Source organism: Psychrobacter pygoscelis (genome assembly GCF_004335015.1).
GTDB classification, from domain to species: Bacteria; Pseudomonadota; Gammaproteobacteria; order Pseudomonadales; family Moraxellaceae; genus Psychrobacter; species Psychrobacter pygoscelis.
Map to the genome: position 1 here is coordinate 202,314 of NZ_RQRU01000003.1, position 16,534 is coordinate 218,847.

General features: G+C 44.3%; 12 protein-coding genes. 7 read left to right on the top strand and 5 right to left on the bottom strand.

Annotated features, from left to right (window positions below):
- Positions 1-74 precede the first annotated feature (74 nt).
- Complete coding sequence (gene sat / locus EGV92_RS09180) at positions 75-1,349, bottom strand: sulfate adenylyltransferase (protein WP_131668955.1); 1,275 nt, start codon at positions 1,347-1,349, stop codon at positions 75-77.
- Positions 1,350-1,846: 497 nt separating this feature from the next.
- Between sat and EGV92_RS09185 the strand changes: the two genes are divergently transcribed.
- The 3 genes from EGV92_RS09185 to EGV92_RS09195 all read left to right on the top strand — a co-directional run bounded on the left by EGV92_RS09185 (position 1,847) and on the right by EGV92_RS09195 (position 4,922).
- Positions 1,847-3,529 (top strand): nitrite/sulfite reductase, encoded by a 1,683-nt coding sequence (locus EGV92_RS09185; protein WP_131668956.1) that lies wholly within the window; start codon positions 1,847-1,849, stop codon positions 3,527-3,529.
- Positions 3,522-4,178: a DUF934 domain-containing protein gene (locus EGV92_RS09190; RefSeq protein ID WP_131668957.1), complete on the top strand. Its 657-nt coding sequence runs from the start codon at positions 3,522-3,524 to the stop codon at positions 4,176-4,178. Before EGV92_RS09185 ends, EGV92_RS09190 begins: the two co-directional genes overlap by 8 nt.
- A gap of 114 nt (positions 4,179-4,292) precedes the next feature.
- Positions 4,293-4,922 carry a phosphoadenosine phosphosulfate reductase domain-containing protein gene (locus tag EGV92_RS09195; RefSeq protein WP_131668958.1) on the top strand — a complete coding sequence of 210 codons (630 nt, stop codon included), beginning with the start codon at positions 4,293-4,295 and terminating at the stop codon, positions 4,920-4,922.
- Between the two features lie 103 nt (positions 4,923-5,025).
- Here the strand turns inward: EGV92_RS09195 and EGV92_RS09200 are convergent, their stop codons facing one another.
- From EGV92_RS09200 to EGV92_RS09210, 3 genes are all read right to left on the bottom strand, one after another.
- Entirely contained in the window at positions 5,026-5,274 is a 249-nt protein-coding gene (locus EGV92_RS09200; RefSeq protein ID WP_165525600.1) for a WG repeat-containing protein, read from the bottom strand.
- A 47-nt stretch (positions 5,275-5,321) separates the two neighbouring features.
- The gene (locus EGV92_RS09205) at positions 5,322-6,923 is read right to left on the bottom strand and encodes a WG repeat-containing protein (RefSeq protein WP_131668960.1); all 1,602 of its coding nucleotides are present in this window, start codon (positions 6,921-6,923) and stop codon (positions 5,322-5,324) included.
- An 84-nt stretch (positions 6,924-7,007) separates the two neighbouring features.
- A complete protein-coding gene (locus tag EGV92_RS09210; protein ID WP_165525601.1) occupies positions 7,008-7,319 on the bottom strand; it encodes a WG repeat-containing protein in 312 nt (103 codons plus the stop codon).
- Between the two features lie 421 nt (positions 7,320-7,740).
- Here EGV92_RS09210 and cysG point away from each other — a divergent pair, with 421 nt between their 5' ends.
- From cysG to EGV92_RS09230, 4 genes are all read left to right on the top strand, one after another.
- Positions 7,741-9,240 carry a siroheme synthase CysG gene (gene cysG, locus EGV92_RS09215; protein ID WP_131668962.1) on the top strand — a complete coding sequence of 500 codons (1,500 nt, stop codon included), beginning with the start codon at positions 7,741-7,743 and terminating at the stop codon, positions 9,238-9,240.
- A gap of 306 nt (positions 9,241-9,546) precedes the next feature.
- Positions 9,547-11,130 (top strand): exonuclease SbcCD subunit D C-terminal domain-containing protein, encoded by a 1,584-nt coding sequence (locus EGV92_RS09220; protein WP_131668963.1) that lies wholly within the window; start codon positions 9,547-9,549, stop codon positions 11,128-11,130.
- Complete coding sequence (locus EGV92_RS09225) at positions 11,130-12,086, top strand: leucine-rich repeat domain-containing protein (RefSeq protein ID WP_131668964.1); 957 nt, start codon at positions 11,130-11,132, stop codon at positions 12,084-12,086. Before EGV92_RS09220 ends, EGV92_RS09225 begins: the two co-directional genes overlap by 1 nt.
- Before the next feature lie 87 nt (positions 12,087-12,173).
- Positions 12,174-16,109 carry an SbcC/MukB-like Walker B domain-containing protein gene (locus EGV92_RS09230; RefSeq protein WP_131668965.1) on the top strand — a complete coding sequence of 1,312 codons (3,936 nt, stop codon included), beginning with the start codon at positions 12,174-12,176 and terminating at the stop codon, positions 16,107-16,109.
- 28 nt (positions 16,110-16,137) lie between these two features.
- Here the strand turns inward: EGV92_RS09230 and EGV92_RS09235 are convergent, their stop codons facing one another.
- Positions 16,138-16,371 (bottom strand): hypothetical protein, encoded by a 234-nt coding sequence (locus EGV92_RS09235; protein ID WP_131668966.1) that lies wholly within the window; start codon positions 16,369-16,371, stop codon positions 16,138-16,140.
- Positions 16,372-16,534: the final 163 nt, after the last annotated feature.

A 16,534-nucleotide genomic window follows, 5' to 3' on the forward strand; every position in this document is an offset into this window, starting at 1 on the left:
TAAAAGGTCAAAGGTCAGTACCAAAAAGGCCAGCACACTCGGTACTGGCCTTTTTACTGACTAAAATTTATTCACTATACCGCCGATGCACCAGTCAGCTTCACCTCCGCGCGGTCCTCTTTGGCAATACCTGCATAGTACTCTCTTAGGATGGCCAATACTTCAGGACGACTAAAGTTGTCAGGTACGTCGTCATCTTCAGATAGCGCTTTACGCAGCTTGGTGCCTGAGACTTTGACATGGTGCTCAGCATCGTGTGGGCAAGTCTTGGTAGAGGCCATAGCTTGGCAAGCGTTACACCAGAAGGTCCAGTCAATCTTTAAAGGTTTGGTCTGCATGGCATCACGGTCGATGACATCGAAAATCGCTTGAGCATCAAATGGGCCGTAGTAATCCCCTACTCCAGCGTGATCACGACCGACGATCAGATGGCTACAACCATAGTTTTGACGGAATAAAGCGTGAAGCAATGCTTCACGAGGCCCAGCATAGCGCATATCTAATGGGTAGCCTGCTTGGATTACCGTGTCTTTCTTAAAATAATTATCGATTAGCGTGCGGATGGCTTCTTGGCGAACTTCGGCAGGAATATCGCCTGGCTTTAGCGCACCAAGTAGCGAGTGAATCATCACACCATCACAGATCTCGATAGCAATCTTTGCAAGATACTCATGTGAGCGGTGCATAGGATTGCGTGTCTGGAAAGCAGCGACCGTTTGCCAGTTTTTCTCTTCGAACAGGGCTCTGGTCTCAGCTGGAGTTTTATAAATTTCAGGATATAGCGTCGGGAACTCGCCTTGACTGAGTACCTCGACTTTACCTGCGACATTCACCTCACCTTGCTCTAGCACTTGCTTTACACCTGGGTGAGTCGCGTCAGTGGTAGTAAATACTTGCTGACATTCATGATCTTTATCAATTTTATAAGTCTCTTCGACCGTCAAGATACCCATGATCTCACCATCGTCAGCCACTAACGCTACCTTATCGCCTTGATTAAGGGTGCTTGCAAGCTGCTCAGAGGTGGATAAAGTAATAGGAATAGGCCAAAACAGTCCTGCATTGTCGCCACTTTTGAGTGTCATGTCATCAACCACACCTTGCCAGTCTGCTTGATTCATAAAGCCATCTAGCGGTGTGAAGCCGCCTATACCGAGCATAATAAGGTCGCCACGCTCTCTAGAGCTTAAGGTAATTTGCGGTAAGCTTTTGGCAAGCTCTAATGCTTGTTGATGAGCTGCACCTTCTAATAGTAAGGGTTTTAACTCCTTACTACCATGAGGGGGTACTATGGCAGTTTTACCAAGACGTTGAACGGGTTTTTGTGTGTTAGCTGTGGGGGTAGTCATAGCTGATGTTACCTTGATTTTGTTTATGGGTAAGTATGGAAAAATTATTGAATTTGCTTAGGCTATTTTTATCAATACCTAACAAGTAGTGATAAGTAGTAACAAATATTGCTGCTAATCCCTTGCAAAAGCATGTGGATGAACAACGATAGATAGTCTGTTCATGGCGACCTACATCTACTCTAATAGTCAATCAATAGCTTAAAAAACAGCCATAAGAGCTACACAGTAAAAAACAAAATAGCCGACTGGCTGCTCTAGAAACGCTCTATAACGTCATCCAGATTAAATTCTTAGCCATAGCCTACCCAAGTTGGCATATTCTTTTCTATGCATTGTTTGGATATGGATATGTCTGATATGAATTTATCGAATGGCTTATTGCTCGGTACTATAGCCTCATGAAATTTTATTAACCTTAGTGCGCTTTTATTCTAGTGATATCCATTACTACCGCGCACTAACGTTTTTATTGCTACCTTTAGGGCTTAATACCTATGTATAAATATACACATGCAGACCAAGCGATGGTGGATGAGCGTGTCACTCAGTTCCGTGACCAGACTCGTCGTTTCCTGTCAGGCGAGCTAAGTGAAGAGCAGTTCTTACCCCTACGCTTACAAAATGGTCTATATATCCAGCGACATGCGCCAATGCTGAGGATTGCTGTGCCTTATGGATTGCTCGCCACATACCAGCTGCGTAAGCTTGCTGAGATCACTCGCAAGTATGACAAAGAGTATGGTCACTTTACGACTCGTACCAATTTACAGCTAAACTGGCCAAAGCTCGAAGACGTTCCTGATATATTAGCGGAGCTAGCATCCGTTCAGATGCACGCTATCCAGACTTCGGGCAACTGCATTCGAAATACCACAACTGACCCTTATGCCGGCGTCAATGCTAACGAGATAGAGGACCCACGTCCCTACTGCGAGATTATCCGTCAGTGGTCCACCTTTCATCCAGAGTTTGCCTTTTTACCTCGAAAATTCAAGATTGCTGTGATTGGTACCAAGAAGGATCGCGCTGCTACTCAGGTTCACGATATTGGCCTTCATGTGGTCAAGAGTGATGAAGGTGAGATTGGCTTTGAGGTCATCGTCGGTGGTGGTCTGGGCAGAACACCCGTTATCGGTAAGCTCGTTCGTGAATTCTTGCCTAGAGAGCATCTACTTAGCTATCTTGATGCCATCTTACGTGTCTACAATCTACATGGTCGCCGCGACAATAAGTACAAAGCACGAATCAAAATTTTGGTCGATAGTATGGGCGCAAAAGACTTTGCCAAGCTGGTCGAAGCAGAGTGGGAAGCACACTGTAAAGATGGTCCATTAACCCTAACTGATGAGCATTTTGCGACTGCCAAAAGCTACTTCTCAGACTTCGACTATGAGCAAATTGATACTCTTGCCAGTCAGAGCCAATTGAATAACGACTTAAAAGATAAAGCCTTTGCTGATTGGTACACCCACAATACGGTCGCTCATAAAATCGCAGGGTATCGCGCCGTGGTTATCTCCTTAAAAGCCGGACTGGTCGATGGCAAGTATGTGCCTGCAGGCGATGTTAGCGCCTATCAAATGGACGCTCTAGCCGATCTAGCAGATAAGTATAGCTTTGGGGAGATTCGAGGCACACATCAACAAAACCTAGTCTTTGCTGATGTAAAAGTCACGGATCTGTATAGCTTATGGCAAGCACTTGCTGAGCTAAACCTAGCTCGCGCCAATATCGGCACCTTGACTGACATGATTGTCTGCCCAGGCTTTGATTATTGCGCCCTTGCTAATGCCACCACCCACAATATCGCTGAACAAATTGAACAACAATTTGACAATCTAGACTACCTCTATGATTTGGGGGAGATTCAATTGAACATGTCGGGCTGCATGAATGCTTGTGCCCACCATCACGTCGGTGATATCGGTATCTTAGGTGTTGATAAAAAAGGCGAGCATTGGTATCAGATTAGCCTTGGTGGCAGCTCAAAAGAAGATGCACGTCTCGGCAAAATATTGGGCAAGGCTGTGCCTGCTGATGATGTGGCAGCCACACTCCAGACTATCCTTGATGTCTATACTCGCGAGCGTCAACAAGAAGCGGACCAAAGCGAGCCTTTTGGCGAATTTGTAGAACGAGTTGGCATAGCGCCATTTAAGGAGGCCGTCTATGGGTAATCATAGCATTCTAAACAGTGACGCGGTGAATATCAGCGCTGAAGACACTTGGCAAGCCCTTGTTGTACCCAATCTGCCTGACGGTATCGCCGTTGCTGAGATCCATCTAAGTGAGCTGCTTAACAAAACTGAGCGCCTCGACATTATCCTACCCCTTACTGAGGTATTAGCGCCTTCAGGGTTGGTGCAAGAGACCTTGGCTTTAATCGGCAATCGGACCAGCAAAATAGGACTTTGGGCAGATACCAGTACGACGACTGATCAGCTAGACAGCTTACTTGGACTGATCACAGGTAGCAATAGTAGTACAGATACCAAAAAAGACACGGCAGATGAGAATCACATCAGCTTATTGCGCGCACTTGATTTAATCGTGCTCTATACCCCGCTATTTGCTGATGGTCGCAACTTTAGTCTTGCCAAACATTTAAGGTTACAAGGCTATCAAGGAGAGATTCGGGTCGCTGGGGAATTTGGCCGTGATCAAATCGCTTATCTACGGCGCTCTGGCATCGATAGCTTTGTTATCGCCAATGAATATTTGGCCGCTGATATCGCCACAGCATTCTCAGTACTGCCGACAGCTTATAGTGGTAACGATGCTAATCAGCTACCGATGTTCCGCTCAGCGCCTGCAAGTCGTCCATAAGCCGTCTGCAAGCGTCGATGAGCCACGCTCTTTACTGCTTAAGCTTATTTCTAGTTATTAACCAAAACCAGCGATTACGCTTTTTTTAACACCACTTACTTTTAAGGACTATTTATGAGTATTAATATCGATATTGATCAAGCCAATAAAGACTTACAAGGTAAATCACCTGCAGAGATTGTCGCTTGGGCCTTAGAAAAAGCAAAGAACCCAATCATCACTACCAACTTCCGCCCTTATGAGTCAGCCATCTTGCACCTAGTTGCTAAGCAGCGCCCTGATATCAAGGTGCTGTGGGTAGACTCAGGCTATAATACTGATGCCACTTATAAATTTGCTAACAAGTTAATTGAAGATTTAAATCTGAATGTCGTGACCTATATCCCGCAGCAGACTCGCGCCCACCGTGACGTGACTCTAGGCGGTATCCCTGGTGTCGACGATGCTAAACATGAAGTATTCACTGAGCAAGTCAAGCTTGAGCCTTTCCGCCGCGCCCTAAGTGAGCTAAAACCTGACGTTTGGTTTAACGCTATTCGGAAAGACCAAACTGAGTTCCGTCAAGGTCTTGATGTGCTTAGCCAGTCAAAAGATGGCGTACTTAAAGTTGCCCCATTATTCTACAAAAACGACCAAGATTTAGACGCTTATCTTGAAGAAAATAACCTGCCAAACGAGTTTGACTACTTTGACCCTACTAAGGTAGAAGAGCATCGTGAGTGTGGTCTGCATACTCAGCTTTAGTAGCAGCTTTGCCAAGTTTTGAATGATCAAAAGCCCTCTCATAGATTAATGAGAGGGCTTTTTTATGAGAAGATTATAATTAACGTTGTAGTTATAAATACGGTCAGTCTGATGGCTGCCAGTCTACTTCTTCCCCTTCTTTATTCATTATAAAGCTACGATAATCATTACTATTGTCAGTTATTCCTACTCTAGCCTTACCACTAAATATAAACTTTTTAGCTTCATCATACTTAAAGTCAATAGCTTCCTCACCTTTTGTATTTAAATAACCCCACTTACCATCTCTCTTAGCTGCCAGCAACTCCTCACTCACAGGTCTTATCTCATCGTATGCACTAAGATCGACCAATACGCCATCACTATTAACAAACGCATAGTTATCATTGGCCTTGGTATCTATGGCCTCGTTATTTGATTGCAGGGGGATAATCTTTTTATTACAAAGGGTATAGCGATATCACCTTTACTATTGATGACACCGTAATTATTGTCTTTTTTGACCACCGCTAACCACAATCCAGGTTTATCATATTTGTCAAAATCTATAGCTTCATCGAACTCTACTGGCGTTACCAACTTTCCATTTAGGTCAACATAGCCATATTTGCCACCACTTTTAACTTTAATGACACCTAAAACAGTTGTTATCTTACTGATATCATCATAGTGATCGGCTACAATAACTTTACCGCTATTATCATAAACGCCATATTTATCTTGCCATTTTACCTTAACAAGCCAAGATTGTGCGTCATCCAACCGCTCAAACTCAGCAATATTATCGTATTTCGCAGGGACTATAAGATCACCATTGATATTGTAGCTGCCATATTTTTGCTGATCTCTAACTTCATATATTATATGTACAACCCCGTCAGAAAACGCTCTATCACTCCTACCTATTTCGTCATAAGCGATTGGAATGACTATAGCGCCATTTGCATCAACCATACCGTATTTATTGTCTTTTTTAATCTGCGCAACTTGGGTATTACGACCTCCTGACTCGCCACTAATAAATTCCGAAATGTCATCATAGTCAGCTGGGACGAATAACTCGCCCTTCTCGTTAATCACACCGAGCTTATTATTTTTTACCACCCTAGCTATGAATAAATGATCACTATCGATATTTACCCTTCTAAGATCCCCCATATCTTCATAGTCAAAAGGTAAAATAATTTGACTTTCTGAATCAATAACGCCGGCTTTATCATTTTTACTAACAGCAGCAAGTGAATGCCCTAATTCTTTAAAGTATTGGAAACCGCTGATATAGTCATACTCAAGAGGGATGACTAACTCACCATTGTGGTTAACGACGCCATATTTACCGTCCTTAATAACATTAGCGAGCCATTGCTTAGTGTTATTGTCCCAATTAAACCAACTGACATGGTCATATTCAAGGGCAACTATAATCTCGCCTAGCTCATTAACCATCCCATGGTTACCATCTCTGGTGACCAAAGCAACTTTAAAATCGTCAGCACCTTCAGAATTGTGATTATTAAACATCAAAAAGTCATAAGTGATAGGAATCATCACTTCACCTTGAGTGTTTATCATGCCATATTTGTCATTTAGCGCTACTGAAATTAACCCAGCATCATTAATATAGCCTACCTGATCATATATACTATCAGCGATTAGCTTACCATCAGCATATATCAAGCCTTTCTTCATGCCTTCTTTTGTAGACTTTAAGGTATAAAAGATACTGCCATTACCCCTTTGATCATATTCCTCAAAGCCATCATACTCAATCGGTATAATCACTTCATTGTGTTGGTTGACATAGCCAACCTTACCATCCTTCATAACCTTGATCAGGTGGTTCGGCATGCCCCGAATATACTCAGTGTTAATGTCATCATATTCCAAGGGAATAACAGTGTTGCCTTTTGAATCTATAACCCCTTGTTTATCGCCATTAGTGATAAGAATAGTATCTTTTTCTGCACAGCGCTCATTGACTAATTCGACGCCTGCTGGCAACTGGTAACTTTCTGTTAGCTCGCAAAGTGGGTCTACATACTCAACCGTTAGCGCTTGAGCATTCTATTCTTTCCAACCACTTCATTAGTCAGAAAAATCATTGATTTTAACCACGTCACCCTGCCTATTCACATACACTATTTGGTTATCTTTGACGAAGGTGTCAACATCATCAACAAAAGGATTTAGGGGATAGTCATACGCCAAAGGAACAACGACTTCGTTTAATTCGTTGATATATCCATGTTTATCATCTTTCGCTATTAAGGCAAGCTCTTCCGCGAAGGGTAAAACAAACTGATAGCTCAGTGGTAGTACAATTTGCCCACGATTATCGATGAAGCTGTATTGACTGTCATTTTCCACTGCTACCACCCCTTCAGAGAACGCACACAACGCACTCCAATTGACTTGTTCTGGCAGCTCATACCCCTTTATAAGCTCGTAGGCTAGCGCTTGACCATTGATGATCAACTGTTTAGCGGTATCCCAAGAGTAGTAAGTAGCTTATCTTTAGTCGTTAACATAGCGTCAAACCCTACTACCTTCTTTTTCGATTAGTATGAGATAACTATTTGTTGTTACTATGATTGTCTTTTATTTTGTACTCAGCAAATTTTTATAAAATGATACAGTTTTATTTTATTTATATTTAGAGGTTTCGTCATAACTAAACTGACTAATCTAATGTTAATTTAGGGAAAGATTTGACTGTAGTTATGATTCATAATACGGTAGGAGACAAATTAGTTAATTTTTGCTTAGGCTATTTAGTTATTGAGCCACTTCCTTATTCAACTCTTTAAAGGGCGCAGCCATGAATACCTTCCCGCTATTTTTTAAGCTAGATAATCAGCCCATCCTTATTGTCGGTGGTGGTGAGGTCGCGCAACGAAAGGCAGATTTGCTCGCCCGTGCTGGCGCTTGTATTACCATCGTCGCGACAGATATCACGCATGAAATTCAAGAGCTTTTAGCAGAAGGCATCGCCAGTGGTCGTCACACCTTAGTCTATGAGAAGTACGACAAAAAATGGCTGGTAGGCAAACGTATCATTATTGCAGGTACAGATAATGAAGCACTGAACCATCAAGTCCAGGCTGATGCAAAGGCGCTGAATATCCCCGTCAATGTGGTCGATACCCCGCCTTTGTGCGACTTTATCTTCCCTGCTATTGTCGATCGCAACCCTATCGTGATTGGTATCTCGTCAAATGGTAAAGCCCCTGTGCTCGCCCGTCTACTTCGCGCTCGTCTTGAGACACTAATTCCTCAAGGTTACGGGAATCTGGCCAAACTCGCGGGTCAAATGCGCGCTGACGTAAAATCGAAAATTCCTACACTTACCGGTAGAAGGCAGTTTTGGGAGCGTGCCTTTGAAGGCCGCGTCAGTGAGCTGATGTTTGCCGGCCGCGATAAGGAGGCCAAGCAAGCGCTTGAGGATAGTTTGGCAGAAACTGAGCAACAGCTTATAAGCTCTAAAGACAAGCAAGAAGTAGGAACGACTAAAAAAACTAAGACGTCAGGGGAAGTTTATATCGTTGGCGCAGGCCCAGGCGATCCAGAGCTTTTAACCTTTAAAGCGCTCAGACTGATGCAACAAGCCGATATCGTCTATTACGATGCCCTAGTCTCAGATAAAGTGCTTGATCTGTGTCGCCGTGATGCAGACAAAGTATTTGTGGGTAAGAAGCGCAGCAACCATGCAGTTGCACAACAAGGCATTAATGAATTATTAATCAATGCGGCTAAGACCGGCAAGCGTGTGGTCCGGCTTAAAGGTGGCGACCCATTCGTCTATGGTCGCGGTGGTGAAGAAATTGAGGCCTTACAAGCCGCGGGTATTGCCTATCAGGTGGTGCCTGGGGTGACTGCTGCCAATGCTGCCGCCTGCTATTCAGGCATCCCTCTAACCCACCGTGATCATGCTCAGTCCATTAAGTTTGTCACCAGCTTTTTGAAAGCGGGCGCAGAGAATAATAATTTTTCCAGTTTATTAAATCCTGACGAGACCGTGGTCTTTTATATGGGGCTACACGCACTAGAGCGACTAATCACAGGACTTATAGAAGCAGGTCGCGACCCTAAGACGCCTATCGCCATCGTCGCGCAAGCCAGTCTACCGACGCAGCAAGTCCTTACCGGAACGCTGGCTAATATCGTCGAGAAGCAGGCTAAGGCCAATCTACCCACGCCAGCTTTGCTGATACTAGGTAAAGTCGTGAGCTTACACGAGACCTTGGCTTGGTTTGGCACCGATGGTAAGACGACTGATATGGAGTCAGAGCAACAGGCTCATGCGCTAAATATGGTTTAGGCTACTATAGCCTTAGTAGGGGCGATGTCTAACGATGTCTAATAAAGCTGTTTTATCTCCCATAGGTGCTCAATAACTGTTTATCGTGACTTAGTTATTGATTCGAATATTGCTCTAGCGTAGCGCTTATCGCATCGTGATAACTATCTTGATAACTTAGACATGAGTCTTATACTTTGATTTGCTAATACTTTGAGTTGCTAATTTATCATATTGTCGCAATACTGCCTTTAGCCCGCATAATCATCATCAACATCCTTTATAATCGATTTATCCCTTTATCCTTTGCTGATTGCACGTATCTTTATGGCCAACCCTATTGCTCCCCCTACCCCACTTACCATCCTACACACCTCCGACTGGCATCTTGGTCGCAAACTTTATGGCAAAAACCGCTACGAAGAGTTTGCGGCCTTCCTATCGTGGCTAACAGAGACTATCGTACAGCATAACGTCGATGTGCTGATTGTCGCCGGTGATATCTTTGATGTCATGACCCCAACCAACAAAGCACAGGCTCTATATTACGAGTTTTTAGCTCAGGTAACTAAGTCATGCTGCCAGCATATCGTCATTGTCGCAGGCAATCATGACTCACCTTCATTCTTAGACGCGCCAAGTCAATTTTTAAAACACTTAAACGTGCATGTGATTGGCACTGCTTGTGAAGATATCGCCAACGAAGTGCTGACCTTAATGACTAAGGATGGCACTCCATATTGTATTATTACCGCTGTACCCTATTTAAGAGACCGCGATGTCCGAGGTAGTGTGGCTGGCGAATCTGCAGACGATAAAGACAGTAATGTCCTCAAAGGCATTCGTGCCCATTATGATGAGGCAGCGGCGATTGCCAAAGCTAAGCAAGACGCCTTAGTTAAGACTCACGGTCGCCATATTCCTATTATCGCCACTGGACATCTTTTTGCCGCGGGCGGTAGGACGACCGAAGATGATGGTGTGCGCGAGCTTTACGTGGGATCTCTTGGCCAAGTCTCAGACGATATGTTTGATGACTGTTTTGATTATGTCGCATTAGGTCATTTGCATGTCCCACAACGTGTGGGTGGCTGCGAGCATATCCGCTACTCAGGCTCTCCTTTAGCAATGGGCTTTGGGGAAGCACGCCAGCAAAAGCAAGTGTTGCTGGTGCAGTTTGGGGAGACACTGACTGACTTTACTAGTGCTAATAAAGGTGTCGATAACTCAAATATTGCGCCCCTAGAGCCTAGAGTTGCAGAAGAAGACCTCATCCCGGATGTCGCTATTAAGCAGCCAAAGAAAGTCGCCCATAACTCTGAATTTATGGATGACCTATTTGGTTTTACAGAAGTGACTGAATCTGAAAATGACGATGCTAAAAATACCTCTATAGACAACGTAACCGACATGGTGACTACTACAAAGGTCGCTACCACAGTAGCAACGCCAATTGATAATACCTTACCAACTATCAAAGTAGTGCACCAAGACGACTCTCGCTATATGCAAGTGGTCTCTCTACCTATTCCTTGCTTCCAGCCCCTAGCGCAAGTGTCTGGGGATCTGGCCACGATTACCACCACCTTACAGTCTTTAGCCACTACCGAGACCATGTGGTTAGAAGTCATCTATAGCGGTGATGAGATAGTCACCAATTTACGCGAGCTTGTGCAGTCGCTGATAGAAGGCTTGCCCTTCGAAGTGTTAAAAATTAAAAACACGCGGACTTATGATAAAGTCATGCAGCAGCAAGAGTCTACTGAGACCTTGCAAGATTTGGATGAATTGGAAGTGTTTCAACGCTGTCTCAATGCGCATGCGGTTGCAGAGTCTCAACGTGATAGTCTACAAGCTGCTTATGAAGAGATACTCTACACCATTCGCCATGCGGATAGTCAGGCAGAATAATGATGACTCAAGTAATACTAGGCTCTGAAAAGCGCCGCAAACTGCAATCAATTATTGATTGGGCAGTCACGAATGATATTGATGACAGCCTAATACCGAGAGAACCACTAGCGCTAAGCCAACTCTGTGAGATTGATTTATCAGGTTATGATATTGTCCAGTTACCTGAAGAAATTGGGATATTAGACCAGCTCAATAGTTTAGATGTTTCAGGTTGTGGACTAACTACATTACCGCATAGTGTCTCTAACTTAACCCAGCTGGTCATGGTTAATCTCAGTGCCAATAGATTAACTGAGCTACCTGTATGGATCGATCATCTTATCCATCTGCAGTGGCTTGACTGTAGTTTCAACTCTTATATCTCCATTCCCGAAAGTATCAAAAACTTAGCAGAACTATCCACATTGATCATGTTTGGCAATGACTATGATCAACTGCCAGAGAATCTGCGTTATCTTTATAAATTGGATGAATTGAACCTTAGCCATAATCAATTAACCCAGTTACCCCAATGGATTGGGTTGCTAACAGGTCTGACTAGCCTTAGTATCGACAACAATCAGCTTAACAAGTTACCAGATAGCTTTGCTTTGCTAAATCAGTTAACTTATCTCAATATCAGTAATAATAATTTCACCCAAATGCCCGAAGTCATACGCAATCTTAAACAGTTGACCTATCTGAATGTTAAGGCAAATCAACTCACTCAACTGCCAGATTGGCTAGGTGATCTTTCGAAACTAGCAAGCCTAAACCTAAGCTCAAACCAGCTCACCCGACTGCCCGATAGTGTTGGCAACTTAGTAAAGTTATCTTCAATGGATATTAGCAACAATCAACTCGACAACCTTCCAAAAAGTGTGGAGAAATTACCAACTCTTCTCTCTCTTGAGACTCACAATAATAAGGTAGGTGCAACTATCTTGGCGTCTTTAAATAATAAAAGCACATAAAATTTATGAAGGCTTTCATAAAAAAAGATAGTTGTCAGTTTGTCACTAAACCTGCCTTACATGTTAGCGAAATCATAAGAATCAACCATGCGAATCATAGAACTCAGACTTAAAAACCTAAACTCCTTAAAAGGCGAATGGCACATCGACTTCAGTGATCCGGCCTTCATTAACGAAGGTATTTTTGCCATTACTGGGCAGACGGGTGCGGGCAAGACCACGATACTGGATGCCATTTGTCTAGCGTTATACGGTGAGACACCGCGGATCAATAGCATCAGTAAAAATAGCAACGAGGTTATGACTCGGCAGACGGCGGAATGCTTCGCTGAAGTGGTTATCGACCTAGGGGGGAAGCACTATCGCTGCCGCTGGGGGCAAAGACGTGCGCATAATAAGCCTGATGGTAACTTACAAGACGCGACTCATGAGATAGCAGTATTAGGTGTGAACGCTAGCACTAATAATAGTGATAGCAGCGATAAGGATGAGAAGCCTGCTGACCAAATCCTCGAGAGCAAGCTATCGCGTACCAAAGCCAAAATCATTGAACTCACTCGGATGGACTTTCAGCAGTTCACTCGCTCCATTCTGCTCGCTCAGGGCAGCTTTTCGGCGTTCCTAAAAGCCAAGCCTGAAGAACGTGCTGATATCCTAGAGAAGATTACGGGTACGGATATCTACGCCACCATCTCTACCCATGTCTTTGAAAAGAAGCGTGCAGAAGACGCCATATTGACCAATCTGCGAACCGGTCTAGAGGGACTGTCTCTATTAAGCGAAGAAGAAGAAAGTTGGCTTGAAAAAGACGTAAAAGACCTCGGTGTACAACAAGCGAAGCAACGCCAGACCTTAGCAAGCTTAGAGCGTCAGCTTAAATGGCTTGATGACATCCACGAGCAGCAGCAGAAGCTCAGCCAGTATCAGAATGACTTGACCAACGCACAGTCTACCCAGCAAGAATTTACCCCTGAAGCCACTCGCCTAAGCTTAGCCATGGCTGCCTTGGAGATAGACAGCCCTTATGGTGAGCTAAGTCATAACCGCCAAGCCTTAGCAAATTTTAAACAAGAGCAAGAGCACTTACTGGAACAGATAGCCTCGCAACAAGCTACGCTAAAGACCGCGACTGAAACCTTAGTAGCAGCTAAAGTAGCTGAGCAACAGGTCATGGAGCAATTACAAAGCCAATCACCTATTCATAAGCAAGTACGTAAGCTTGATGTGCAGATTCAGCAGCAGTCGGCCACCATAAGCAATGAGCAAGCAAGACAAGCTGAGCTTGAAAAGGATATTCAACGGTTATCCCAAGCTATAGAGAACGATCAACAGCAAGAGCAAAATGCAAAGTCGCAGCTTGCCAGCATAGAGCAGTATTTTAATAATTATCCAGAACTTAGCGACTTAGATAGCGATATAGCCACCAATACCACTCATTGCACCCGATTAAAAGCCTTGCTAGAAGACAATGCCAAGCTAGCAGCGGATAAGCTTAACTCTGAGCAGGCCAATCAGTCACGCCAAGCTGCGTTACTAGACTTAAAAAAACAGCAAGCACAAGACGCAGCACACAGTAGTAAGCAAAAAGAGCACCTGGCTGAGCTGCAACGGCAGCAAGCCGATTTATTGCAAGGGAAGCAGGTACATGACTTGCGCCAACAGCAGAGCCATATTACAGACATGACCGCTCAGCTTGAACCCATTAGCTATAAGTTGCAGCAAGTTACAGAGATTAATATTGAGCGGCAACAACTTGAGACCGCTGTGGCTAATCAAACAGACTTAGCAACACTAGCAGCCAATATCAAGGCTACCGAAGACGCCATCCAGACCGCAACTGAGCAGCGTCAAGAGAAACAAGACCATCTCGCGCTATCACAAAAAGTCGCTAAGCTTGAAGACTATGTTAAGCTATTAGAAGACGGTCAGCCCTGCCCTTTATGCGGTGCAGCGGAGCATCCTTATAGTAGTGGCGACCACCCCCTACTAGCGAATAATGCCCAAACCCAACAGACGCAAGAGCAGCAGCTACAAACGCAGATTGAGGCACTGAGCCAAACTATCAAAACGCATGAGCGCACGTTAGCCGATCAACGGGTGGCGCTGGCAACAGCAAATAATGAGCTTGAGCGCCAACATCAACGTCTGGCTAACTTACAAACTCGTGCACAGGAAATAAACGGTCAGCTACAGTCTACCATTACAAATTTAGTAACTAGCGCATCAGACTATGCTGAGCCACTATTGACTATCGCTCAGCCTCTACGAGCCTCCTATGCCAATGCGACTCAACGGTCTGAGGCTATTCATCAAGTTAAGCAGCAACTTGAGCAGCATAGAGTCAAGCTTAGCACGACCTTAAACCAGTATGACGAGCTAAGTCAGGCAGTTGATGAGACGCGTACGGCAGTGACGACTTTAGAGGCGGCTCAACTGCAAGTGACTAAGCAAGTTAACGAGCTCACCAGCAGTATCAGCCTTGATGACCAAAGGATAGAAAATATCGATACCGCCACGGTGAGTAATTTTACCGAGTTAACGACTGTGGTAATGCACATCACGGACCTCGTTAATAAATATCATAATTGCTTATCTATAACTATGGCAGATGGCCACTTAGACGACATTACTGAATTACCCACTAAATCAGCACTAGCAACCCTGCAAGAAAGTATTAAACAACGTCAGGTCAGCTCTCAAGATGAGTGTAAGGTCTTTATAGAGACTTTACGGCAACAGCATCGCGCCTTACAAAAACTAAGCGAGCATTTGCGTACTGAGCGTCAGCAGCAGCAAACCTTAGCGACAGCTTTAAGCGGGATGGCCGCACAGATTGACGCCAAGCAAACACAACTGGAGGAAAAGGCTCGCGAGCTCGATAAACTTTCTCAATGGCTTAAAGATGAGACGAGCAGCATAGAGGGACTAAAGACAGAGCGTAAAGCCCTGTTTGGAGACAAAGACTGCGATGCTGAAGCCGATAAGCTACGCAAGATATTAGAGGCTGAGCGAGAGCAACTGGTGACGGCGCAAAGAGCATTGGATAGTGCTGAGCAGACTTTACAGCAATCGCAAGAAAGACAAGAACAACTAACTCATAACATCAGCGCTACCGAAGCCACACTAGCGACGCAACAAGCGACTTTTTCCAAGTTATTAGCCGATTCACAATTTGCTACTGAGCAAGCCTTCCTAGCAGCGCGGCTGCCTAAGGAAGAACGCGATGCCTTACAGCAGCGTAAGCAAACCATTGAGACGGCTCTACAGCAAGCACAGCTGCGATTAAGCGCGACTCAGGAGAAACTGACGACCCTGCAAGATGAGCCTCTGACTATAGAAAATCGCGAGACTTTAGCGGACCGCCAGCAACAGCAGCAAACTACGATAAATACGCTATCTGAGCGAATCGGTGCTATTAATCAACAGCTTAGAGACAATGAAGCACGCAAAGGCGAGCAACAAGCGCAGCTAGAAAAGATTACTGAACAAACCTGTAAGCTAGAAGTTTGGAACAATCTGCATGCGCTGATTGGCTCCAAGGATGGCAAGAAGTTCCGCACCTTTGCGCAGGGTCTCACCTTTGACATCATGGTCAGTCATGCTAACGCCCAGCTACATAAGATGAGCGATCGTTATCTACTCAAACGCGATGATAATAGCCCGCTTGAGCTTAACGTCATTGACAACTATCAAGGCGGCGAGATTCGCAGTACCAAGAATCTATCAGGCGGTGAAGGTTTTATTATTAGTTTAGCGCTAGCGCTAGGATTGTCACAGATGGCCAGTCAGAATATCCGCGTCGATTCGTTATTCCTAGACGAAGGCTTTGGAACCCTTGATGAGGACTCATTAGAGATTGCACTGACGACGCTGACTAGCCTGCAACAAGAAGGCAAGCTTATCGGCGTGATATCCCACGTTCAGGCATTGAAGGAGCGTATATTAACGCAGATCAAGGTAGAAAAACTCTCGGGGGGTCACAGTCAGGTGACCGGCGCAGGTTGTCATAAAATAGCAGGTTAGCTGAATTAAAACAGCTGCAAAGGGCTAATTAGTTACTAGCGCTCTGAACTAAGGGCGCGATAGTTTGGACATCCTTAGAGCTAATATTACCGTTACGCGTATCTTCAACCTTATCAATAACTTTGGCAGCGGCTGGTGCTTTTACATTATTATTGTCCATAACTTCAAGCTCATCAGACTGCACGGCATAGTACCCTATAGCCGGAATAACGATAAACGCAAAAACGACAGCACCAAAAGTAACAGCAGGATTTTTTTGCATTGTTTTTTCCTTAGTATTGGTCATTAGTAATAATAAAAGGGATTGAAGCAAGTAGTGTAGCTGAGTCTAGCATTTTAATTAATTCGATGGTAGCAGCCTATAAAATAAGATTGTAAGACCGTCATAACTTTAAGGTAGCTTTCACTCTAAATCACGATAAATA

What these genes read in the sequence shown, in the direction of transcription:
- sat (WP_131668955.1), bottom strand. Translation starts at nt 1,349, where the DNA reads ATGACTACCCCCACAGCTAACACACAAAAACCCGTTCAACGTCTTGGT.
- EGV92_RS09185 (WP_131668956.1), top strand. Translation starts at nt 1,847, where the DNA reads ATGTATAAATATACACATGCAGACCAAGCGATGGTGGATGAGCGTGTC.
- EGV92_RS09190 (WP_131668957.1), top strand. Translation starts at nt 3,522, where the DNA reads ATGGGTAATCATAGCATTCTAAACAGTGACGCGGTGAATATCAGCGCT.
- EGV92_RS09195 (WP_131668958.1), top strand. Translation starts at nt 4,293, where the DNA reads ATGAGTATTAATATCGATATTGATCAAGCCAATAAAGACTTACAAGGT.
- cysG (WP_131668962.1), top strand. Translation starts at nt 7,741, where the DNA reads ATGAATACCTTCCCGCTATTTTTTAAGCTAGATAATCAGCCCATCCTT.
- EGV92_RS09220 (WP_131668963.1), top strand. Translation starts at nt 9,547, where the DNA reads ATGGCCAACCCTATTGCTCCCCCTACCCCACTTACCATCCTACACACC.
- EGV92_RS09225 (WP_131668964.1), top strand. Translation starts at nt 11,130, where the DNA reads ATGATGACTCAAGTAATACTAGGCTCTGAAAAGCGCCGCAAACTGCAA.
- EGV92_RS09230 (WP_131668965.1), top strand. Translation starts at nt 12,174, where the DNA reads ATGCGAATCATAGAACTCAGACTTAAAAACCTAAACTCCTTAAAAGGC.
- EGV92_RS09235 (WP_131668966.1), bottom strand. Translation starts at nt 16,371, where the DNA reads ATGCAAAAAAATCCTGCTGTTACTTTTGGTGCTGTCGTTTTTGCGTTT.